At 41.1% G+C, this 24,125-nt stretch carries 17 protein-coding genes, 1 tRNA gene and 1 riboswitch; of the genes, 8 read left to right on the forward strand and 10 right to left on the reverse strand.

Annotated features, from left to right (window positions below):
• Nucleotides 1–337: 337 nt before the first annotated feature.
• From QWZ08_RS26000 to QWZ08_RS26030, 7 genes are all read right to left on the reverse strand, one after another.
• A tRNA-Arg gene (locus tag QWZ08_RS26000) sits at nt 338–409 on the reverse strand.
• Between the two features lie 3 nt (nt 410–412).
• Nucleotides 413–1,003, reverse strand: coding sequence for a MarC family protein (locus QWZ08_RS26005; RefSeq protein ID WP_290340637.1), 591 nt, complete (start codon nt 1,001–1,003; stop codon nt 413–415).
• A 99-nt stretch (nt 1,004–1,102) separates the two neighbouring features.
• The gene (locus QWZ08_RS26010) at nt 1,103–3,367 is read right to left on the reverse strand and encodes a TonB-dependent receptor (protein WP_290340638.1); all 2,265 of its coding nucleotides are present in this window, start codon (nt 3,365–3,367) and stop codon (nt 1,103–1,105) included.
• 158 nt (nt 3,368–3,525) lie between these two features.
• Nucleotides 3,526–4,023: a PAS domain-containing protein gene (locus QWZ08_RS26015; protein WP_290340639.1), complete on the reverse strand. Its 498-nt coding sequence runs from the start codon at nt 4,021–4,023 to the stop codon at nt 3,526–3,528.
• 208 nt (nt 4,024–4,231) lie between these two features.
• Nucleotides 4,232–6,163 (reverse strand): TonB-dependent receptor plug domain-containing protein, encoded by a 1,932-nt coding sequence (locus QWZ08_RS26020; protein ID WP_290340640.1) that lies wholly within the window; start codon nt 6,161–6,163, stop codon nt 4,232–4,234.
• A 131-nt stretch (nt 6,164–6,294) separates the two neighbouring features.
• A riboswitch (cobalamin riboswitch) is annotated at nt 6,295–6,524 on the reverse strand.
• Nucleotides 6,525–6,619: 95 nt separating this feature from the next.
• A complete protein-coding gene (locus QWZ08_RS26025; RefSeq protein WP_290340641.1) occupies nt 6,620–7,552 on the reverse strand; it encodes a hypothetical protein in 933 nt (310 codons plus the stop codon).
• Between the two features lie 53 nt (nt 7,553–7,605).
• A complete protein-coding gene (locus QWZ08_RS26030) occupies nt 7,606–7,974 on the reverse strand; it encodes a hypothetical protein (RefSeq protein WP_290340643.1) in 369 nt (122 codons plus the stop codon).
• Nucleotides 7,975–8,086: 112 nt separating this feature from the next.
• Here QWZ08_RS26030 and QWZ08_RS26035 point away from each other — a divergent pair, with 112 nt between their 5' ends.
• From QWZ08_RS26035 to QWZ08_RS26055, 5 genes are all read left to right on the forward strand, one after another.
• A complete protein-coding gene (locus tag QWZ08_RS26035; protein WP_290340644.1) occupies nt 8,087–9,478 on the forward strand; it encodes an APC family permease in 1,392 nt (463 codons plus the stop codon).
• A gap of 20 nt (nt 9,479–9,498) precedes the next feature.
• A complete protein-coding gene (locus QWZ08_RS26040; RefSeq protein ID WP_290340645.1) occupies nt 9,499–10,665 on the forward strand; it encodes a trans-sulfuration enzyme family protein in 1,167 nt (388 codons plus the stop codon).
• Nucleotides 10,666–10,968: 303 nt separating this feature from the next.
• Nucleotides 10,969–12,405 (forward strand): TolC family protein, encoded by a 1,437-nt coding sequence (locus QWZ08_RS26045; RefSeq protein WP_290340646.1) that lies wholly within the window; start codon nt 10,969–10,971, stop codon nt 12,403–12,405.
• A gap of 271 nt (nt 12,406–12,676) precedes the next feature.
• Nucleotides 12,677–14,023 carry an efflux RND transporter periplasmic adaptor subunit gene (locus QWZ08_RS26050; protein WP_290340647.1) on the forward strand — a complete coding sequence of 449 codons (1,347 nt, stop codon included), beginning with the start codon at nt 12,677–12,679 and terminating at the stop codon, nt 14,021–14,023.
• Between the two features lie 102 nt (nt 14,024–14,125).
• Nucleotides 14,126–16,531, forward strand: a complete 2,406-nt coding sequence (locus QWZ08_RS26055) for a TonB-dependent receptor (protein ID WP_290340648.1) — start codon at nt 14,126–14,128, stop codon at nt 16,529–16,531.
• Between the two features lie 41 nt (nt 16,532–16,572).
• Here the strand turns inward: QWZ08_RS26055 and QWZ08_RS26060 are convergent, their stop codons facing one another.
• Both QWZ08_RS26060 and QWZ08_RS26065 read right to left on the reverse strand, forming a co-directional pair.
• Nucleotides 16,573–17,298, reverse strand: coding sequence for a sugar phosphate nucleotidyltransferase (locus tag QWZ08_RS26060; protein ID WP_290340649.1), 726 nt, complete (start codon nt 17,296–17,298; stop codon nt 16,573–16,575).
• A gap of 6 nt (nt 17,299–17,304) precedes the next feature.
• Nucleotides 17,305–18,741, reverse strand: coding sequence for a RapZ C-terminal domain-containing protein (locus tag QWZ08_RS26065; RefSeq protein ID WP_290340650.1), 1,437 nt, complete (start codon nt 18,739–18,741; stop codon nt 17,305–17,307).
• Nucleotides 18,742–18,954: 213 nt separating this feature from the next.
• Here QWZ08_RS26065 and QWZ08_RS26070 point away from each other — a divergent pair, with 213 nt between their 5' ends.
• Complete coding sequence (locus QWZ08_RS26070) at nt 18,955–20,196, forward strand: SGNH/GDSL hydrolase family protein (RefSeq protein WP_290340651.1); 1,242 nt, start codon at nt 18,955–18,957, stop codon at nt 20,194–20,196.
• A 166-nt stretch (nt 20,197–20,362) separates the two neighbouring features.
• Entirely contained in the window at nt 20,363–21,238 is an 876-nt protein-coding gene (locus QWZ08_RS26075) for an alpha/beta hydrolase (RefSeq protein ID WP_290340652.1), read from the forward strand.
• A 266-nt stretch (nt 21,239–21,504) separates the two neighbouring features.
• On the opposite strand, the gene QWZ08_RS26080 is transcribed toward QWZ08_RS26075, so the two are convergent.
• Entirely contained in the window at nt 21,505–22,356 is an 852-nt protein-coding gene (locus QWZ08_RS26080; protein WP_290340653.1) for an AraC family transcriptional regulator, read from the reverse strand.
• Between the two features lie 166 nt (nt 22,357–22,522).
• Here QWZ08_RS26080 and QWZ08_RS26085 point away from each other — a divergent pair, with 166 nt between their 5' ends.
• Nucleotides 22,523–24,001, forward strand: coding sequence for a xylulokinase (locus QWZ08_RS26085; RefSeq protein WP_290340654.1), 1,479 nt, complete (start codon nt 22,523–22,525; stop codon nt 23,999–24,001).
• Nucleotides 24,002–24,125 lie beyond the last annotated feature (124 nt).

A 24,125-nucleotide genomic window follows, 5' to 3' on the forward strand; every position in this document is an offset into this window, starting at 1 on the left:
GGATATTCGTTTGTTGGTTTTTTAGGATCTGGCTTTTTCTTTAAAATAGTTGGATGTTGATTGGTTGTTCGGATTGGTTTGTTTCGTTAGGATATTCAATTTAAAACTGGTGTTGAAAGTTGGTACGTTGCCCGCTTTCTGATGTAAAAGTGCACCAAATAATGTCAGCCTTTTTTATTTTTCGTTTAACAGAGTTGTTGTTTCGACGAATGGATAAGAATGTTCGTTTTGGTAAGACGTTATATTTGAAAGGCAGATATCGAAAAGGGCTGGCCGGCGTTTGTGACAAACAAAAACCCTCACCAAAATAGACTGATGAGGGCTGATGTAAATTTTGTGGCCTCGCCGGGAATCGAACCTGGATCTGGGGCTTCGGAGGCCCTTATACTATCCATTGTACTACGAGGCCATATCACTTTCCGAAATGGCTGAAATTGCTACCGAATATTTTTACCGCTATGGCCAGCAATATTACGCCGAAAAATTTTCTTATTACCACCATGCCGTTAGGACCCATCACTTTTTCTATCCATTTCAGCGATTTTAAAACGATATAGATAATGATGCAGTTGATAAGAATGCCTAAAAAAATATTGATGTCTCCATAATTAGCCTTTAAACTCATGATGGTGGTAAGTGTGCCGGAGCCTGCTATCAGTGGAAATGCGATCGGTACTACACTGCCGCTCTTCGCATTGCCGTCTGATTTAAAGAACTCGTGGCCCAATACCATTTCCAGCCCGATAATAAATATGACGATACTTCCTGCTACGGCAAAAGACTGCACATCCAGTCCCAATAAATTTAAGAACTGCTTTCCTAAAAAAAGAAAAAGAATCATCAGTGCGCCCGATGCCAGCGTGGCCTGGGTAGACCTGATTTCACCCCCCATCTTCACTCTCAGCGAAGCCAATACCGGAATATTGCCCACCATATCAATTACCGCAAAAAGGGTAAATGCTACGGTTACAATTTCCTTAATCGCTATTTCGCCAAAATCCATTTATTAAAAATTTTTGCAAATATACATTTTCAACCGCTGGCAAAGTACCGTCGTTATTTTAAGTGCATGTTAAATGGTTGCATTGTGCAGGGTTGAAGCTTACAAATTGAATTTTAATTTAATGCCACCGTAATAATTTTCGGGAGCAGATGGATTGAAATACCGGTTGCCTGCTGCATTTAAATCGTTGCCCAAACTGTAGGGTGTATTAAAAGAACGATCAAAGGAAAAGTACAGTTCCCCATTCAGTGATTTACATAATTTCTTTTTATATCCAACACGACCCATCAGCAAATTATACTGCGAAGCAAAAAATGTATTGGCATCATTGAGCGGTAATATATCGGTATAACTGTAAGTAATATTGGCATACAGGCCCGGCCTTGTGGCAATATCAGCACCCGCTAAAAATACATTCGGTGGCGTGCCGGTTAATTTGTTACCACTGTAATCATTCACCCCTTGCTGGTAGGTATTAAACCGTGCGTGAATGTTGGTATAGTTGCTCCAGATTTTTAGCTGGTTTATAAAGCCGGCGGCATTGCGGACAGGATAATAATTGATAGTGGCTTCCAGGCCGCTTTGTTTGGTTTTGCCGGTGTTTACAAAGTAATCCGCACCGCTTGCATCACGTCTTGTTACAATGGTATTACTGAGGTAAAAGCTATAATAGGCAGCATCAACAAACAATTTATTCTTTACAGGTTCACTTCTGAAACCCAGTTCGTAATTCACTGCTTTTTCTGCATCAAGCGTTGCATTAAAAATGCCGGCGGATGGTACAATCTCATCAATTGTGGGCGGAGAATACCCTTTACTAACGGTGGCGTATACACTAAAACAGTTAGCCATCTTTTTCAATAAAGAAACGCGGGGCACAACAATGGGATCAAATGTTTTATTGATAGTTTTTACCGGCCGGTTATTAAGCCTGGTAAAACCGTAATTGTAATTGTTATAACTGATCCCTGCATTTAATATAAAATCGTTAGCGAGACTGATGTCTGCCTGTAAAAAAATATTGTATTGTGTAGCGCCAATTTCATCATCAAACTGCAGTGTATCCGGCACGCCCAGTTTATTGCCGAATGTTCTGGTACTGGTAAATCCATACTGGTATTCACCACCCACATTCATTGTAAAATTATCATGGTGATATTGGGTAATACTTCTGCCGCCAATACCCTGCTCCGTCTTGCGCTGAAAATTTAAAATACTCGGATTGCTAAAGCGGGTATTTGAAGTATACACATTTGTTGTATTGGTCCATTCATCATTAAAATGGTAAGTATGACCAAAGCCTGCGTAAAATGTTTTAACATACAGGGCGGCCTGCTGGTCTGCTGCACTTTTAAATGGGCCGCCTGCAGGCCTTGCCTGGCGTGGATTAGCAGCCAGTTGCGTCACAGTCAACCCGCCCGGTGTTTGATAATATAAGTCGCTGTAAAAAATATTGGTTTGTATGCTTTGCTTTTTATTGATATCAAATAAAGCAGTATAATTGGCTACATCACGGCGCATATTGGTGTGATTGCGCCAGCCATCACTTTGCTGATGCGCATAGCTAAAACCAACATTGGAATGATCATCACTTTTTTTGTAGGCTACATTTGTTTCAAACATTCCCCAGCTTCCGGCGAGTGAATTAATGGCCATGCTGTGTTCATCTTTATCCGCAGTGCGGCTGTTTAACAACACCACACCGCCGGTACCCGCTCCATACAGACTTCCTCCCGGCCCTTTTATAATTTCAATCTTACCTACGTTTTCAAAACCAAGCTGGTTAAGATAGGTATTACCATTGGCATCGGTAAAAGGCATACCATTCCAGTACACTTTTACATTACGTACACCAAAAGGCGAGCGTAATAAATTGCCGCGGATAGATAAGCGGTAACTACCCGGACTACGTTCATCCATCTTAACACCGGGCACAGTATTTACAGCTTGCAGAATAGATGTATTGCTATAGCGTTCCAAATCAGTAGTTCCCAACACGCTTACTGTTACTGGAATATTCTTTAATGTAGTATTACTTTCAAAAGCTTTTACTATGGCAGATGATAAGGTGATGCCCGCAGGATTTAACAACAAATTGATTGGTTGGGCTGCTGCATATTTACCCACGGCAGACATGTAACCTATATGAGAAAAATGAATACTGATTTTATCACTGCTATCGTTAAACTGAAACGCACCGCTACTATCTGTTTGAGTAATGGATTTACCGGAAATTGAAATGGTTACGCCAGCCAGCGGCAGGTTATTTTCCGCGCTGCGGACAATGCCTTTAAAATTATACTGGGCCATTACACGGCAGCAAAAACAATTCAGCAAAAAAATAATTACAATGGTATACCGCATAACAGATTGATAAATGAAATTGCAAGTAACGTCATTTAAATCTCTTTTGCCGGATAATTTTGTTTGCTAAAAATATCGTTCAGAGCACTAGCAATCAGCGATACCTAATTTGATAACCGGTGGGCAGATTTTTTAATGGAGCAAGTAAAGCTACCATTTCAGGCAGCAATTTCCTGTTCGTAAGCAATATAATTTACCAGTTGTTTGCGAATGTTAACAACAGGTTTTATAATGATTTTACAGAGGTAAAGTTTCCCATCTTTGCGATAGTTTTCCAGCACTGTTTCGGAAACCTTATTATTGGTTAATTGTTGCTTTATGGTCTGTGTATTTTTTTTATTGGTGGTAGGTCCCTGCAAAAATTTGGGATTTCGCCCATATGCTTCTTCAGCTGAATAGCCCGTCATCTCTTCAAACCCCGGGCCTGTGAAAGCAATTTGTTGTGCTGGATCAGTAATGACAATTACAAACTGCCGGATGCTTTTAAGGGCTTCATTTAACTGCTCTTTGCTCCACAAATTTACCTTCGCGATCTGCTTCATTTGCTGTACAGATTGCTGGTACTTTTCAGCATCCTTCATCAGGGTATTATAAGTGCCGCAAAAAACATCCCAGCTTAACAGGGGCGCCTTCATATCAAAATCCAGATCTTGCATAAAATATTTTTTAAAACCAATTTTTTAAAAGGACAATTCGTATCAGAGGACAATGTTCCTGCTATTAAAACCTGATAACAACAGTACCCGCCAAATTGTTGAGAGGTAATTTAATTTTATTTCAACGCTGAAATATCCTTAACAGGAAGAAAATAATAAATGGCGGTTGATGGACCGCCATTTATTGACTGCCTGCTAATCCTTTACATTAAAAAGAAATACTTACACCTGCCATCCAGTTAAATCCACGGCTGTTATAACCCACAATATCCTCGTAATGCTGGTTGGTGATATTCCGGATGTCTGCAAACGCGTTTACCTGTTTGGTAATATGGTAGCCGGCGTAAAAATCGACCGTATAATAATGTGGCATCCTTGCCGGTCCAGCATCGTATTGCCCCTTTAACCTGCTGCCAACAAAACGAAAAGAAGGCGATAAGGTCAGTTGCGAAACAGGTTGTAAACTAAACGTACTGTTAAACGTAAAATTCGGACGACGGTAAAAATTTTTCACCTTTTCACTCCCTGTATTTCCTTTTCCATCTACATAAGTAATGTTATTTATCCAGTTGCCTTTTTTGCAAACCGCCATATTACTTTCCAGCTCAAAGCCATAATCGTTTTGTTTATCCCTGTTGATGTATTGACTGGCATAGGTTACGGGGTCTGAATAAAAAATAATCAACTGGCGGATATCCCTTTTAAATGCTACCAACCGCAATGAATTTTTTTTGTCGTTGCCGAAGAATTGCACTCCCGCTTCGTAGTTGATACTTTTTTCCGGTTGCAAATCCCTGTTGCCGTATTCACTGTACAACTGGTAAAGGGATGGTACTTTGTAAGCAGATGAAATATTAATAAATGCCCGTGTATTTTCATCAATATTATAAGATGGATTAAATGAAAAAGTAGCATTGCTGCCATAAATATTATGGTGATTGTAACGTACGCCACCTTCTACGTTAAAGCCATTTAAGTTCAACAACATTAAGGAAGCATATAGTGCATAGTTATTTGTTTTAGCGCTGTCTTTTCCAAGGGCCGAGGAATACGCATAATCAAAATCCCTGCTGTAGCCATTGTTATGCTGGCTGGTATTTTGTGCGTTGCGCTGAACACCTGCTACCAGTGATAATTTATTGCTGAGTGATACATTTCCAAACAGTTCGGACACATAAGAGGTACCCTTAAAATCTGCACGGTAAAAATCACCATTGTCAGTAGCAGCAGTGGTATCATTTGACAAAGTACGGTGAGTATTGATAAGCGTATTGCTGAAATGAAAAGACGCATTCCTTAATTTGTAAACAAGCGTAAGTGAGTTGATAAAACTTGTATTCACACCGGTATAATCCTTATCATCTTTAAAAGCGCCGCCATCCAGGTCAGTGTTATACTTGCCGTAATTCGTCATACCAGTAACGGACAATTTTGGTGAAAAAACATAGCCGAGATTTGCCTGTACGTTGTTTTGTTTAAATCCATCTTTATCAAACGAATTACCACCGGTACTGTCATAAGCAGATGAGAAGCCCTTGCTGTTGGTATGATTGTAATTAACGTTATAAGTAAACTTGTCGATCCTGCCGTTGATGCCGGCGCCGGCTTTAAAAGTATGGTAACTGCCGTAAGCAATATTGGCTGATGGGGCAAGTTTTTTTGTACCCCCTTTTTTGGTAATGATATTGATGACACCTGCCACAGCATCGCTGCCCCAAAGTGTGCTTTGTGCACCTTTTAAAATTTCAATTTTTTCAATCTGCGCAGGGTTGATGTTATTCAGATCAAACGAATTATTGATGAGCGAGGGATCATTTACCGGAATTCCATCCAGCAAAATAAGTGTGTTACCGGATGCAGCTCCACGCATATACATTTCCTGGTTGGTGCCCAATATATTGTTGGCACCATTCACGTACACACCAGCCTGGTAATTCAGTATTTCCGTGAGGGTTTTGTCTGCATTGCGCTGCAGTGTGGCCTGGTCAATTACGGTTATCACTTTGCCTGTTTGTGATTGCTTGATGGGAGTTTTGGTAGCGGTTACCACTACTTCATCCAAAGTTTGTTTTGTACTGTCCTGTGCGTACAACTGACTACTGATAATTACAGCAGTCACCAATAAAAATTTTCTTTTCATTTTTTTGAAAAATTTTTTTGTGACTGCTTCCGGAAAATTACAATGCTGGTACTATAATACGTAACATTGTGTAGAAATATAAATGCCTTACAGCGCTTACACTCCATGCCTTTCGCCCGAAAGCCGTGAATGAATAAATACGATACCTGGCAGGTCTTCTGGCTTGAAGCATTATTGAAACCTTCCCATTCCGCATTGGTTGGAACAGTGGTGAAACTTCAACAATTTTACTCTTCCAAAGCCTCCCCTTTAGGAAGGTTGGATGGGCTTCTTACAGCTACGGGGATAGCGCCGGAATTACACCGGCTTCCCTTTTAATTCTCTGCATTGAAGCAGAGAAACCAAATTCGTTGCAAATGTAGGTACATTGATTTTTACTATCCAAATAAAACGCAGGTTCTTATGAAAAGAATGAATTCATTTCTCATTTTCTTTCATCATCAGTCACAAAAAATATCACAAAGAAAAAGTCAAATGTACCATACCCCTCATATTTAAATTGGTTTGCCCTGCAGCAAATTGCTGCGATACAGGTGATTGAATATTGGCGCCTATGGTTACCTTTTTAAAGTTCACTTCAACACCGGCTAAGCAATTCAACACATGGCCACCGGTGGTAAAAGATCCTGTATCCAGCCCGTCGTTCAAATAAATTTTCTGCCTGTTTAAGCGATTGCCCCCGGTGTTCTCATACGCCAGTCCGGCATTGGGTGCAATGATAAAGCGCTTGGTTTTTAGCTGGTAAAATGCTATGCTATTGATGTCTAATTTGTTGCCATATTTGTAGTGCTGGCTGTTGGCCATACCTATTTTATAACTGGCTGAAGTATTTATCCCAAAGTCTTTAAACTGAAAAGAATGCCTTGCATTTAAAAAGAGATCCACACTTCCAGTACCGATTTGCGCATTGATATCCGCCAGTGTTGTAGAAGGATCATTTGTATCAACATTAAAAGAGCCGGAGGGTATTTTAACACCGCCGCCTATCCACACTTGTTGGGATGATATATTTCCTGATCTTGTATCAAACAATTTGTAATTACCCAGTAAAGTGATATCTCCCAAACCACTTTTGGTGGTATGACCTGCATCGTCATCGAATTGTATATTGGAATGGTAGGGCAGAAAAGCCAATAGCTGCCAGCGTTTACCTATAATGATACCGCCCCATATTTCAGTTGTATTATAATAATTGTGACTAAACTGTGTTGGATCATTGATGAGATGTGTATGGTAAGCAGCATAATTCCATCTTACACCAATAAACTTACTTTTAAAATTGGGAAACAAACCCATGTATAAATTTCCGCCACCACAGCCACAGATAGGGCATGCGTAACTAACCGACACTACTATTAATAAAATAGCAGCAATGAATAATTTTTTCATTTAAAAAATAATTAGATAAATAATACTAAAGCAGGTAAAAGATCATATGGTGATTACACCCTTGGAGGCTGAAAGAAACCCAACGGGATTCCGCTGGCCGATTTGCTATTGTAAGTGTGATAGGTATTGGTAAAAAGATTTCCTGATAATTGAGTAGTATATTGATCAGTTGTTAAATACAGTACTTCATTTTTGCCGGCATTTTTTCGCTCAGGGCTTTGTTTATCCCTGCTTTCTTCCTGCTTCAGTTTTTTCATCATCTGGCATTTGCCATTGCAGTGCAATACCGGCCTTGTTTTGTTGATGCAGTTTTTGGCGAAGGTTGCCTTGTTGGTATAATAATCAAGCATAACAAAACCACCGCTAAACGTTTGTGCTACAAATGCTGCAATTAAAATGATGGCTGTTAGTTGCTTAAACATACATGCAAAAATAAGGCTATCTCCATTTTATTTTATGAGGCCAGTCATAAAATAAAACTTGTATTTTTTTCTGTACCGATAATTTATAATCAGCTTTCAGTATCTTCAAAGCATGACATCAAAAACCAATAAGCTTACCCTTTTTGATTTTACCATGATTGTAGTGAGCCTGGTTATTGGCATGGGCATTTTTCGTACGCCGGCCAATGTAGCCAAAGCATCACCTGATACTTTTTTATTTTTTACAGCCTGGGTGGCCGGCGGAATAGTAGCCTTGTGTGGCGCACTAACCTATGCCGAAATCGGCAGCCGCCTGCCTGTAACCGGGGCATACTATAAGATTTTCTCTTACGCCTATCATCCATCTGTCGCGTTTGCCATTAACTGTGTAATCTTAGTCAGCAATGCGGCCTCATTGGCAGCAGTGGCGTTGGTGGGAGGAGAATACATCACCGGCATTTTTATCCCAATTTCAAAAGATATGAACTGGCTGGATATTCCTGCCAATGTAGATTTTATCCGGAACATACATATCACCATTGCAATTACTGCTATTGTACTTTTTTATTTTGTAAATCTTGCCGGTTTAAAGATGAGTGCCAAAACACAAAATGTACTAACGGTAATCAAGATCATTTTAATATTGCTATTAATTGCACCACTGTTTTTTGCAGATAACCATGCAGCAAGTCAGCTTATCAGCCCTTCGACAATCTCCCCAACTTTTCAGGAGTATATAAAAGCATTTGGCATCGGGCTGGTGGCTGTAAGCTTTACATATGGCGGTTACCAGCAAACCATCAATTTTGGTGCAGAGGTTGACAAGCCGGCAACAAATATTCCACGTGGTATTTTTTTGGGCATTGCCATCATTGTATCATTATACCTTACCATTAATTATGCTTACATAAAAGTAATTGGCTTTGATACATTGCACCAGGAAACCACCACCAATATTGCAGCTATTATGGCTTCAAAAATTTTTGGTGTTAATGCAGAAAGAATTTTGTCGGGCTTTTTATTTTTGAGTGTACTGGCTTATGTAAATGTTTTACTGATGAGTAACCCGAGGGTAATGTATGCCATGAGCGAAGATAATATTCTGCCACCCGTATTTAAGCACCGCAACGCAAAAACAGATGTACTTACCATTTCGCTTTCTGTATTTGCTGCTATTTGCATCATCATTATTTTTTGGGCGAAGGCATTTGATAAAATATTAAGCTTTACTATTTTTTTAGATTGCTTTGGGATGGTACTTTCGGCTGCCACTATTTTTATTTTAAGAAAGAAGACAAAACACCTGGATGATACGGGTATTTATAAAATGAAACTGTTTCCGCTGATGCCGGTTATCTTTATTATTGCCTATTCATTTGTTGCCATTAGTATTGCACTGGATTATAAGAAGAACGGTTATGCAGCCGTGATAGGCCTTTCAGTAATGGCCGTTTTTACAGCCTTATATTTTTTATTGACTGCTTTGAAAAAGAATACGATTTAACACGATCAAAAAATTGAACAATGGATATTTCTTACATCATCAACGAACTGGCCGAAGACCGGGAAAATTATTTTAACGCCATCGCACCCCCCATTATACAAAGCAGCAATTTTGCTTTTAAAACAGTTGATGACATGAGGGGCGCTTTTGCAGATGAATATTCTACTTATCTGTACAGCAGGGGACTCAACCCCACCGTTGATATTTTAAGAAAAAAATTAGCTGCCCTGGATGGCGCTGAAGATTGCCTGGTGTTTAACAGCGGCGCAGCAGCCATCTTCGCAGCCGTACTGGCCAATGTAAAAAGCGGCGATCATATTGTGTCTGTTAGAAAGCCGTATACCTGGGCACAAAAAATGTTCAATGAAATTTTGCCCCGCTTTGGTGTAACCACAACTTATGTTGACGGCCGCGATATTGAAAATTTTGAGCGGGCCATTTTGCCGAATACAACAGTGATTTATTTGGAAAGTCCGAACAGCTGGGACTATGCCATACAGGATTTAAAAGCAGTAGCTGAACTTGCCAAAGCTGAAGATATCGTTACCATTATTGACAACAGTTATTGCACGCCCATCTATCAGCGGCCAATTGAATTTGGCATTGACCTTACGCTTCAATCAGCAACCAAATACATTGGCGGCCACAGTGATACCGTTGCCGGAGTATTAAGCGGCAGTGCCGAGATGATTATGCGAATTTTCAATTCAGAATACATGAATATTGGCAGCGGCATCTCCCCTTTTAATGCCTGGTTACTAATACGCGGCTTACGTACCCTGCCCATGCGCCTGCAACACATTACGCAAACCACTACCAGGGTAATTGACTATCTAAAAGGGCATGATAAAGTAGAAGAAGTATTATTTCCTTTTGATGAAGCCTTTCCGCAATATGCATTGGCCAAACAACAAATGGAAGGTGCCTGTGGCTTGCTTACTTTTATTATTAAAGCAGATAACGTTGAACAAATAGAACAATTTTGCAACAGCCTGCAACATATATTAATGGCCGTAAGCTGGGGTGGACATGAAAGCCTGATTATACCAAAATGCTCGGGGCTGCCGGCGGCTGCCTTTAATCCGCAGCATAAAGAGCACAGGTCGCTGCGCTTATATGTTGGGTTGGAAGAAGCTGACTATATAATCAAGGATTTGGAGCGGGGATTCGGAATGATGGGGCAGTAAACCAGGCCGTTCGAAAAAACCCTCACAATTCCTTGTCAGCAGCCCGCCTGTTTATAAACCGGTAGCCATCCCAAGTTGCACTATTATCCAGTTTACTAACCTAAACCAGGCCGTTGCTGAAGAAATTAATTTGCAAAGATTAATATGCCCGCCGCATTTGGAAATGCCGGTTGGACAATTAAACTAGTGTCAACACTGGCTTTTAAAACACTGTTCATTTGCACACCTGCCTTTTTTGTTGGTTTTTTACCGTTTATAATAATGGATGTGTTGCGTTACAACAGGAAGTTATATTTTTGGAATATGCGATACATAAGTTACACCCTTATAGCCATTACCTGTTTTTGCACCTCTATCCATGCACAGGAAAAATGGGACCTGCGTAAAATTGTAGATTACGCTGTGGCCAATAATATCAGTATTAAACAATCGGAAGTACAGGCTGCCATTACCGAACTTGCTTACAAACAAAGTAAGCTGGCATTGTATCCCAACGCCAACTTCAACGCCAGTACCAGCGTTAACAGTGGCCGTAACCAGGATCCTACTTCCTTTAGCCTGATCACGCAAACTTATCTGAATGCTGGGCTGCAGTTACAGACAAGTGCCGATATATTTAATTGGTTTAGTAAAAAGAATACCATTTTAAGCAACCAATGGCAGTATGAAGCTTCCAAGGCATCTGTTGACAAATTAAAGAATGATATCTCTTTGACCGTAGCCAACGATTATCTGCAGATATTGTTAACCCGCGAACAGGAGAATATTGCGCAGGTACAATTAAAACAAACGCAGGCGCAACTGGCCAATACACGCAAACTGGTAGATGCAGGCTCGTTACCGGAATTAAATGCATCAGAACTGGAAGCGCAGGAAGCGGTGGATAGCGCCAATTATATCAGTGCCAGGGGAAACGTAGTACAGGCTACCCTTGTACTAAAGTCGGTTCTGAATATGGATGCAGCACAACCTTTTGACGTGGCTGTACCCCCGGTAGAATTGATACCGTTAGAAAAGATAGCCGACCTGCAACCCGACGCGGTATATGAACTGGCGATTAAAAACCTGCCACAACAAAGGGTAAATGAGTTTAAATTAAAAGCTGCTCAAAAAGCAGCCGAAGCTGCAAGAGGCAGTATGTATCCTACGTTTTCATTGTTTGGCGGTTTAAGCAGTAACTACATCAATGCAAAATCATCCATCTATGCTCCCACCGGAACTTATAGCAATAATCCGTTGAGCCCGCAAATAGATGTAAATGGTACTGTATATAAAGTGAGTTCGCCGGATTACAGCATTGTAGGTAAAAAAGGAACGCCTTTTTTTACGCAGATAGATAATAACTTTCGTCAGCAGATAGGGTTAAGTATGAGTGTACCCATTTTTAGTGCCGGACAACTACGCACCAACTACCAACGTAGTAAATTAAATATTAAATCTGCTGAATTACAACAGCAGTCAGATAATTTAAGTATTAAGCAGGATATTTACCAAGCCTACAATGCAGCCACTGTAGCATTGGAAAAATTCAATGCCAGCCAAAAAAGTGTAGCGGCTTCGCAACGCACTTACGACTATGCGCAAAAGAGATATGAAGTGGGTATGCTGGGAACTTTTGAATTGATTACACAGCAGAACAATTTATTCAGAGCTAAACTGCAGGCAGTGTTGAACCAGTATGATTTTGTATTTAAAATGAAAGTACTGGAGTTTTACCGCGGGCAGGGTATCAAGTTATAAGGCGCTTAAATTTAAGCGATGCAAACCTGTTGCTGGTTGTTCACGTCTTCAGGTTAAGCATATACATCGTTTTTGTTAGGGCCGATTATAAGTATGCGGCAAAAGGGAGTGACACAACGATGTTGCCCATTGCTATAGCAGCCCGGACAATAATTACTTTTTTTAAATGAAATGATTTTACTTAGCGCTATAATTAAGAGCTGAAATCATTCAATCGATAATATAATCTCATCTTCAGTTGCAATAAACAACCGGGATAAAACTAATTAACATGAGCAAAACTGTAAAATGGATTCTTTTTGGCGTGATCGGTTTAGTGGTATTATTGGGTGGTCTTAAAGCGGCCGGCGTTTTTGGTAAGGAAGAGGGAATAAAAGTTACCATGGAAAAAGTGCAGAAACGCACCATCACGGAAATTGTAAATGCCAGCGGTAAAGTATACCCGGAAATTGAAGTAAAAGTAAGTCCGGATGTAAGTGGCGAAATTACCGAACTAACCGTGCAGGAAGGCGACAGCGTAAAAAAAGGACAGATACTGGCCCGCATTTTTGCGGATATTTACAGCATTCAGGCCAACCAGGCGGCAAGTGGCGTAGCACAAAGCCAGGCACAGGTAGCCAACTCGCAGGCTGCGCTGGATGCCTTGAAAGCCCAGGTAGACCAAACGGAAAAAACCTACAACATGCAGAAGAAGTTGTATGACGATAAGGTTATCAGCCCCAACGAATTTAATGTGGCAGATGCTGCCTATAAAGCGGCCGTTGCCAATTATAATGCCGCTAAACAGGGTATCCGCGGCGGACAGGCTGCAGTACAGGCTGCGCAAAGCAACCTGGCCAAAGCCAATAAAGATTTAAGCCGTACCGCCCTGCTGGCGCCCATGAATGGAGTGGTAAGTCTGCTGAGTGTGAAAAAAGGCGAACGTGTAGTAGGAAGTAATATGATGGCGGGTACAGAAATGCTGCGTATTGCGGATATGAGCAAAATTGAAATTCGCGTGGACGTTGGTGAAAGTGATGTACCTAAAGTAGTGTTGGGAGATAGCGCCATTGTAACCGTAGATGCTTATACAGACAGAAAGTTCAAAGGCATTGTTACTCAGATAGCCAGCAGTAACAACGGCGCCAGCACACAGAGTGCCCTGGCCAACACCAGTACCGATGTAACCAATTACAAAGTATACATTCGTTTATTACCGGAAAGCTATCCTGATCTGCTGGGTAAATCAAGCTATCCATTTCGCCCGGGAATGAGCGCCAGTGCGGACATTCAAACCAAAACGCATATCAATGTACTAAGCGTACCGATCAATGCTGTAACAACCCGTGAAAAAAATGACAGCACCAAAGCTGTTAAAAAGCCCGTAGACGGACAGGAGCCAACTGTTAATATGGATGACCTGGAGGTGGTAGTATTTATTTTAAATAAGGATGGATCTGTAAGTAAGAAAAAAGTAAAAACGTCTATACAGGATATTAATTTCATTGAAGTAACGGAAGGTCTTACCGAAGGAGAAGAAGTAATTACCGGCCCTTATGATATTGTAAGCAAAACCCTCAAGGAAAAAGATAAAGTGAAAGTGGTAGATAAAAAGGAGCTGTTTACGCCTAAAAAATAATCGCCGGATTTAATTTTTGTAATACATTGCATTGCACAACTTTTCAAAAAATGAAAAGTTGTGCATTTTTGTTTTAATCACCCTGTTTTAATCATCCCTGTTTTGAAACGTAAACTAATTTTTTTAATACCTTTTTTGTTTTTCACTATTGTTGCTGCAGCCCAGCAGGTTTCCCTGCAGGTAAATGTCTCCACCGCTAAAGGTGAACCTGCGGCAGGCGCCACATTGCAGCTGTACACTTTAACTGATTCGGTTTTATTGACAGCACAGGTTGCATCCGTTAAAGGCACTGCTTTATTTAGGGTGTCACCATTTACAGTTTATCTTTTGAAGGTATCGGCGGTTGGATATGAAGCAATTGAAACCAGCATTTCTGTGAAAGATCTGCCCATACAATTACCCATATTGCTTGTAAAAAAATCTGCCTCATTATCCGGAGTAGAAGTAATTTCCAGGAAGCAATTACTAAAACAGGAAGATGATAAAACCATTGTAGATGCCACCGTACTGGCCAACAGCAGCAGCAATGCGTATGAGGTCCTGGAGAAAACACCTGGAGCAGTCATTGACCAGGATGGTAATGTGTATTTAAGCAGCACAAGCCCCGCCACTATTTTTATCAACGGCCGCGAAATGAAACTTAGCAGTGCCGACATTGCTTCTCTACTAAAAAGTTTACCGGCAGGCAGTGTAAGCAAAATAGAAATATTACGCAACCCTTCGGCAAAATATGATGCTGCCAGCAGCGGCGGTATTGTAAATATTGTTTTAAAAAAGGGAGTAAAACTGGGCACCAGCGGCAGTGTAAATGCAGCGGTATTCCAGGGTGTGTATAATACGGCAACCCTGGGATTTAATCTTAACAAAAGTACCGGCAGAGTAAACAGCTATTTCAGTTACCAGTATACCAAACGGAACAACTATGAAGCGCTTACTTCAAACCGTTTGATAAAAACAGACTCTTCCTTACTGGCACAAAATTCCTATACTACCTACCCTTCTGTAAACAATTATTTTGGTGGTGGACTGGATGTGGCGCTAACAAAAAAATTTAACCTTACTTACGACATCAGGCTGACCAATACCAGCAGCAACAGCAATGCAAGTAACAGCAATGCCATTTACCAGGAACCGGCAATGGATGTGTTGAACAACAGCCGCTCTGATGTCACCAATAAAACCGACGCCCTGTTTATTGGCAATACCATAACTGCCAAATATAAAATCGATTCTGCCGGCAGCGAATGGACCGCAGAATTGGACTATAATTATTATAAAAACAACAATACACAGGCCTACAATAACAATTTTATTTTGCCTGTAAGCCCGGTTGTAAATGGCAGTGGTGAAAATAAAAACGGTAAAAATATTTATGTAGCACAAACTGATCTTATCCTAAAACTGCCATCAACAATTACGCTGGAAACCGGGGTTAAATTAACAGCCAGCAACAGTAACAACAGCGCTGATTATTTTTATTCAACCGGCAATGGACCCGCAAAACCCGACCTTTATCAGACCAATACCTTTAGATACAAAGAAACTATCAGCGCCGCCTATGTGCAGGTAGCCAAAATGTTTTTTGGCTTTACGTTAAAACCCGGGCTGAGGTTGGAGACAACCGATATCAATGGCCGGCAGCTGATACCGAAAGACACTGTTTTTTCCATTAAAAGAACTGATCTTTTTCCGTATGTTTTTTTACGGCATAACCTGTTTAAGATGTTTGGCCGCAACCTGGTGGGCAATGCTATCTACAGGCGCAGCATCAAACGGCCATATTATGAAATACTAAACCCTTACCCAAAATACATTGACCAGTATTTGTTTGATGTAGGCAACCCGAAACTACAGCCACAGTTTACTACCAATTATGAGGTAAATGTAACCTTCATGGATTTTCCTGTTTTTGCTGTTGGCATCAATCAAACCAATGATATCTTCAGCAACGTTACTTACCAGGATGATGTGACCAAAATTGCCTACCGCACCTATGATAACCTGGGTAAAAATAAAGAAACCTATATGCGTGTTATAGCCGGTATGCCGCCCGGTGGCAAATATTTTTTTTACATGGGTGCCCAGTACAATTACAACGAGTACAATGGCATTTATCAAAATAAGCCACTCAATTATAAACGTGGCAGCTGGTTGTTTTTTATGTACCAGGAATTGAAGGCGACCAAAACAATTACATTGAATGTACAGGGATTTATGCGCACCAAAGCGGTACAGAATTTTTACGAACTTGATAATTTTGGTGGCTTATATTTTTCCATCAACAAATCGATGCTGAATAAAAAAGGCAATGTGATTCTATCGGTAAATGATTTGCTGCAAACCAATCATACCAACTTTACACTCAACCAGGGAAATGTACATGCCAGCGGATCAAGGGTAAATGATACCCGCAGGCTGGGCCTTACTTTCCGTTATAACCTGGGTTTAAGCAAGCCAAAAAAAGAAGGCAATACATTTGGAGCGCCGGTGGATAGCAAGGATAATTAAAAGCTGAATGAAGGAATATTTTACTATTGGTAATGGCCGCCTTAAATAAACAATTTTTCTGCCACTGCTACACTCTCGGGCTTTCCAACATCCACCAATAAATCGCCGCTATGGTCATAGCCTAAAATAGTGTGTTCAGCAGCCAGGTCGAGATATGTTTCAATGATAGAAAACTTGCCCTGCTGTTTTATTAAATCAAATATTTCGGGTTGGTAAATTACTGCGCAACTATAGGCCATTTCCTTTAAACCAGTTTCGGCCGCATTTAAATGCGGACCTTTTTCTTCACCGGTCTGTACATTTCGCCAGCCACGCAGGCGGTTGTCTTTATCAAATAACAATACTCTTGACGATTTTCTGTTTGTAACACCAAACGTAACCAGCGGCTGGTATTGCTGATGAAAAGCGAGGAGCTTATTTAAATCAAGATTGGTTAATACATCTACATTCAACGAGAGAAAAGGTTCGTTGCCAGATAACAGTGCCCTCGCTTTTAGCAGTCCGCCGCCTGTTTCCAACAATTCGCCGGTTTCATCACTTATAGTGAGGTTGCTTCCCCAGCCATTATTTGCTTTGATTGCGTCTGTGACCTGGTTGGCAAAATGGTGCACATTTACCACTACATCTGTAATATTATACTGTTGCAGGTACTCAATATTTCTTTGTAATAAAGACTTGCCATTTACCAGCGCCAGTGCTTTGGGGTGTGTATCTGTCCAGGGTTTAAAACGGGTTCCCAGCCCGGCTGAAAATATCATGGCTTTCATAAGCAATTATCCTTTTGTTTCTGTTATCTTTTGTTCAATATGATTCACTACAATTTTCACCCCGTATTTATTTCTTAAATGTCTCGCCACTGCATCAGCAGCGTATACACTGCGGTGCTGTCCGCCGGTACAACCAAAATTGATAGTTAAATTTTCAAACCCACGGGCAATATAATCTTCTACTGAAATATCCACCACTGCATACACACTGCTTAAAAACTCCGGCATTTTAGTCTGCTGTTCCAGGTACTCCTTTACGGGCTTATCGCGGCCGGTTAATTTTTTATACTCCTCAATTCTGCCGGGGTTTAGTATACCCCGCATATCAAACACAAATCCGCCACCGTTGGTAGTTTCTTCTTTTGGATAACCACTTTTTATAAAAGAAAAACTATTCACTTTTACCAGCAGCGGCGTATCGGAACTGGCTTTAACCGGTTGGAATTTTTTAATTACTTCATCGGCTGTAATCAGGTGTAACAAGCGCTCAAACTCAGGTAATCCGAGCCCGGTGTTTTTATGTTGCATAAACCACCCGAGGTTTTGCAATGCCAGGGGAATGCTGGTTAAAAAATGTGCCTTTCTTTCAAAAAGGCCGCGAAAACCATAGGCGCCCAATACCTGTAACAAGCGGATCAATACATAACCGTTGTATTCTTCTTCAAATTTCGCCTTATCCACCGGTTGCTGTAACAGATTTTCCAGGCAACCAATATAATACTGCAGCAGGCTGCTCTTCCATTCGTCGCCCAGGTTAGCCTTGGCCTGCCAGAGCAAAGAAGCAACATCATATTGCACTGCTCCCTTCATGCCGCCCTGGTAATCTATAAAATGTACTGCATCATCTTTAACTATAATGTTCCTGCTTTGAAAATCACGGAACATAAAATACTTATGTTCGGTATTAAATAAATTATTGCTGAGGGTTTCAAATTCATCTACCAGCTTTTCTTTATCGTACGCTATCTTCAGCGTATCTAAAAAATAATATTTAAAATATAACAGGTCGCTCAAAATTGCCTGCTTGCCGAAAGCACTGCTGGTGATGCAGTAGGTATAATCCAGGCCGCTATCGCCATGTACCTGCAGGCCGGCCAATGCCAGCAAACTTTTTTGAAACAAATTATATACACGATCCGTAAACCCCTCCTCTTCCAGGATATTGAGCAAAGAAGCTTCCCCCATATCCTGTTGCAGGTAAGCCGTTTTGTTTTCATTTACGGCATATATTTCCGGCACCGGGCTACCACATTTTTTAAACTGTTCGCTAAAATAAAGGAAGGCTTCATTTTCCTTTATGTTGTAATTGGTCGTTGCTATAAAAGAACGTTCCGCAGTTTTAATCCTGTAATAAACCCTGTCGCCTCCGCTTTGCGGTATGGTTTCAATGTCTGTTATGGCATCCTTGCAGTATTGTTTAAATAATTGTTTTATATGCTCCATAACCCCGTGTTATTAATGATTTTGGTAAAAATAGCCCATTTTGTTCATCGGCTAAAACTGCCGGTAGAACGCAATATTAAGGCTATTGGAGCGTTAGGCACGTATCAATGTTATTGTTGATAATAAAATTATACATTCTCTATTTCCAAAATATTTCTGACTGCTCAAATAACTTGCATAGAACAGTGAGATTTTGCTTTTAACCGATACACTATGAACCGTAAATTATTCCTTCCGCTGATTTTAGGATTGATGCTTTGTTTATCACATGGAGTGATTGCTCAAAAAAAAGTGGTCATTATGGGCTCTTCAACGGCGGCAGGATATGGCGCCACCAGTTATGCGCTATCCTGGGGTGGATTACTGGAAAGCAGTTTCAATGTAAATACAAGCGATGGAACTGATACCTTATTTTACAATATTGCCATCGGCGGATATACCACTTATGAGGAGATGTATACTGGATGTTATGTACCGCCCGGCAGGCCGGCACCAGACCCAATGCACAATGTTACCATGGCACTGAGTTATACACCAGATGTGGTGATTATCAACCTGCCCAGCAATGACGAGGGTGCAGGATTTTCTATCAATGAAACCATGTATAACCTGCGGCAGATGTATAGTACCATTACCGCCTCCGGTGCCAAATGTTATATCACCACAGCCCAGCCACGTAATGACTATGCTGTAAGTCAACGGCAGGATTTATATGATATGAAGGATTCTATCCTGGCCCAGTTTGGCACTTTTGCGGTTAACTTTTGGGATGACCTTGTTACTTCCGACGGACTAAATATGCTACGGCCTGACAGAAAAGATCCTTATACAGATATGCACCCCAACGATCTCGGGCACCAGTTTCTTTTTGAGCGGGTACAAGCCAAAAACATCTTTGGATTCGTTGTGCTGCCCTTACAGATCACCCGCTTTAACGGACAGTTAAAAAATACTGGTACGGAACTGAACTGGCACATAGAACAACAGGAACTAAACACTGTTTTTGAAATTGAAAGAAGCGCTACCGGGCTTGATTTTGAACCCATTTTTTCCCTTACCTCAGTTACGCCCAACACTTCGGGTGATTTTGCTGCCACAGATAGAAATCCGTTGCCTGGCCACAGCTACTACCGGCTGAAAGTGACTGAACCTGCCCGTTCGCTGTATTCAAGTATAATCAGCATTAACAATAACAATAATGTACTTAAAATTGCCCGCTTATTTACCAGTAACAGTGCTTCTACTGTAACAGCAGATATCAGCAGTACAAAAAATGAGCTGGCTATTATTACTTTGGTGAACAGTGCCGGGGTTGTATTGAAGCAGATAAAACAATATTTAACAGCTCCATCTACACGAATCAGTTTGGCTGTATCTCATTTGGCGGAAGGAAAATATTATCTCAAAGTTACCACGGCTGGCAATGCCCAGGCTACAAGGGCTTTTATAAAATAAAAAGCTGAACTCATTAAAAAACGGATACCATGCACAACGCAATGGATCCGTTTTTTATTTTTAGCAGTTTGAGTACGCAAACGGATACTCCTTGTTTTTCTTTGTTGATTTATGGGCTGTTAATTTTTATTGTTCGATATTACAGCCCAAAATAAACGATCGACACATGAAAAAACTTATCTCTTTTCTTTTCTTCATTTTTATCTGCGCCTTTTCTTTTTCCCAGGGAAAAGCCACGGAAAGCCTCGTTATCCACAGTAAGATATTGGGCAAAGATGTGAAGTATTCTATTTACCTGCCGGCTGATTATGAAAACTCGCAACGCAGGTACCCCGTGCTGTATTTATTGCATGGTTACAGCGACGACGAAACCGGCTGGACACAATTTGGTGAGATGCAAAAAATTACCAACGAAACCATTGCCAAAGGTGATGCCACGCAAATGATCATCGCTATGCCGGATGCGGGTGTATCCTGGTATATCAATGATGCAGCGGGCAAAGTGCCGTTTGAAGATTTCTTTGTAAAAGAATTTATTCCCTACATCGATTCTGTTTATAAAACACGTAACAAGAAAGAATTTCGTGCTGTAGCAGGCTTATCAATGGGCGGTTACGGCTCTTTAATTTACGGAACAAAACACCCTGAATTATTTGCTGCCTGTGCGCCGTTAAGCGCTGCTGTTTGGAACGATGACCATATTGCTGAATTACCGCAAACAGACTGGACCAACTATAAATTCAATGAATTGTTTGGTACCAATGCAGAAGGAAAAAAACACCTGACTGACACGTGGTATAAAAATTCTATCCTGAAAATTGTTGCCACCACTCCTGCTGAAAAACTGAACACCGTGCGTTTTTACATCGATTGCGGGGATGATGATTTTTTAATAAAAGGCAATATGGAATTACATGCACTGTTAACAGACAGAAAAGTAAAACACGAGTTTCGTGTAAGAGACGGCGCACACAACTGGACCTACTGGAGAACGGCATTACCGGAGGTACTGAAGTTTGTAAGCGAAAGTTTTCACCGGTAGAACGTATCGCTGATGTCTGATTTTTTGATATCTGATGTGTGATTGTCCGAAATTCGGAGAGATTTACCAATAGCAGTATTTATTATAAAACGGGATTAGATTTAATACAATTTTGAAATCGCCATAAGAAATTTCTTATGGCGATTTCATTTAAATTATTACTCTATTGTTATGACACTGCCAGCTCATGCTAAGAAGAATAAAGTAACAACCCGTAAGCAAAATCAGACATCCGTCACCAGGCATCCGACATAAAATATCGGACCTCAGACATTTGTTCTTTCCTCAAATTCCTTCCTGTACTGCGAGGGCGTTAGCTGCTTAACCTGCTTAAACTGTTTGCTGAAATGCGCCCAGCTGTTGTAGCCGCTTTCGTAACAGATCTCCATTACCGGCTTGTTGCTGTTGGTTAATAATTTACAGGCATGGCTGATGCGCAGATCCTGTATAAAATCAAAATAGGTTTTCTTGATATTTTTTTTGAAGAACCGGCAGAAAGTGGGAATGCTCATGTTGGCTACATCCGCCACCTGCTGCAGGGTTACCGGTGTGAGGTACCGCTTAAAAGAGAAGTCAATAATTTTTTCAATAGCAGGATTGATGTGGTTGTTGTGCGATGCAAAATTTTGTGTAAGCATGATGTAATGCGGCGTGGTACTGATCTTCTGCAAACACTGCAACAATGCATTCATTCGCTGGAAGCCTTTCATCTCCTGCAGGTCGTTGATATAGGCAGCAATTTCTTTTTTAAGTTTTTGCTGTATTTGTAAGCCATCGTTTTTTTGCAGCAACTGGTACACCGTTTTCAGCTCTGGTAACTGTAAAAAATCGTTTCCAAAAATTTCCTGTCTAAAATGCACTACCACGGCACTGCCCGTTATTTTATGGTGCTGCTTTTTAAACCAGTGCGGCAGATTGCCTGCAATAAAATACAAGTCGCCCGGCTGGTATTCGCCGATAAAATCACCAATCATGGCGGTGCCGTACCCTTCGGTGATCAATATCAGTTCAAACTCTTCGTGGCGGTGCCAGTTGGTTTCAAAATCGGGCGTACGATAGGTACGGCAGGCGAAACTCTGGTGTTCTTCCAGGTGTATTTTTTGAATCAGCGTCTTCATGATCCATATTTATTAGCTGCTATCTTATCAACTATTTCGCATAAATGTATAAATAACTGATAAGATAGCATATTTTATTTTAAAAATAACGGTTGTATAAACACCATAAAAGCCTGACCTTTATCTTTTGGAAAACGATTGTATCATAGTGTGTTAAAATTGCTGTATGCTGTTATTAGGTATTGATGTAGGAACCTCTTCTATTAAAGTTGCCATTGTAGATGCGCAAACCCAACAATGTATTACCACCGTACAATACCCGGATACCGAAACCGGCATTACTTCATTGCAAAAAGGCTGGGCCGAACAAAGCCCGGAGATGTGGTGGGAAAATGTACAGCAGGCCATCCTGAAGGCGCACGCTACTAAAAAATACAATTCAAAAGATATCATTGCAATCGGCGTTGCTTACCAGATGCACGGATTGGTTTGTGTAGACAAAAACCAGCAGGTGTTGCGTGACAGCATCATATGGTGCGACAGCCGTGCGGTGGAAATCGGCAACAAGGCTTTTGATGCCATTGGTCATGAAAAAAGTTTACAACACTTGCTAAACTCGCCCGGCAATTTTACCGCCGCCAAGCTCGCCTGGGTAAAGGCAAACGAGCCGGAAAAATATGCGCAGATTGACAAGATCATGTTGCCCGGGGATTTCATCGCGATGAAGCTGACCGGCGCCATTACCACCAGCGTTTCGTCTTTAAGCGAAGGCATATTCTGGGATTTCAAAAACCAGGAATTGTCAAAAGATGTCTTCAATTATTTCGGTTTTGATACTTCAGTTATACCGGAAATAAAAGAAGTATTTACTCCCCATGGTGGTATTCAGGCAGGCATTGCCGAAAAGCTATCTTTAACAGCAGGTATTCCGGTAGCCTATAAATCAGGCGACCAGCCCAACAACGCCTTGTCACTGAATGTGCTGGAGCCTGGCGAAGTGGCTGCTACGGCAGGAACTTCCGGCGTTATCTATGGCGTAAGCGATCAGTTGGTGTACGATCAGCAGTCCAGGATCAACAGTTTTGCGCATGTAAATTTTACAGCAACACAGACAAGAATTGGCGTGCTGCTTTGCATCAACGGCACCGGCATTTTAAACAGCTGGATAAAAAATATTACCGGCAATAAATTTTCATACAACGAAATGAACCAGGCTGCAGCGGGCATTGAGCCAGGAAGCAACGGTTTGCAGATGCTGCCTTTTGGCAATGGTGCTGAACGAATGCTGGAAAATAAACTGGTGCAAAGCCACATGCACAACATTGATTTTAATGTGCACAAACCGGCCCATTTATTCAGAGCAGCACAGGAAGGTATTGCATTTGCTTTCCGCTATGGCTTTGATATTATGCGGGCAAATGGCATGCGTCCGTCGGTGATCCGTGCAGGTAAGGCCAACATGTTTTTGAGTGATGTGTTTACCAGCTGTTTTGTAAATGCTACCAATGTGCCGGTGGAGTTGTACGACTGTGATGGCAGCGTGGGTGCGGCCAAAGGTGCCGGCATTGGGGTTGGATTTTACAAAACAGCAAAAGAAGCTTTCACCAATTCGACACCGTTGGATTTGGTGGAACCAACTCAGGCTACATTATATGATGATTTGTATGCAGAATGGAAACAATTGCTGGATAAAAATATGCGTTAGTCGCAAGATGCAATCCATGAATGACTGTTTCGATTCGGACAAAGCCGCCATGAAAAACAAATTATGAATAGTGCGACGCCAATGAAGTTCAATTGAAAAATAGTCGCCGGTCAAATAAAAAAAT

It is taken from the genome of Ferruginibacter paludis (genome assembly GCF_030409685.1).
Classification (GTDB): Bacteria; Bacteroidota; Bacteroidia; order Chitinophagales; family Chitinophagaceae; genus Ferruginibacter; species Ferruginibacter paludis.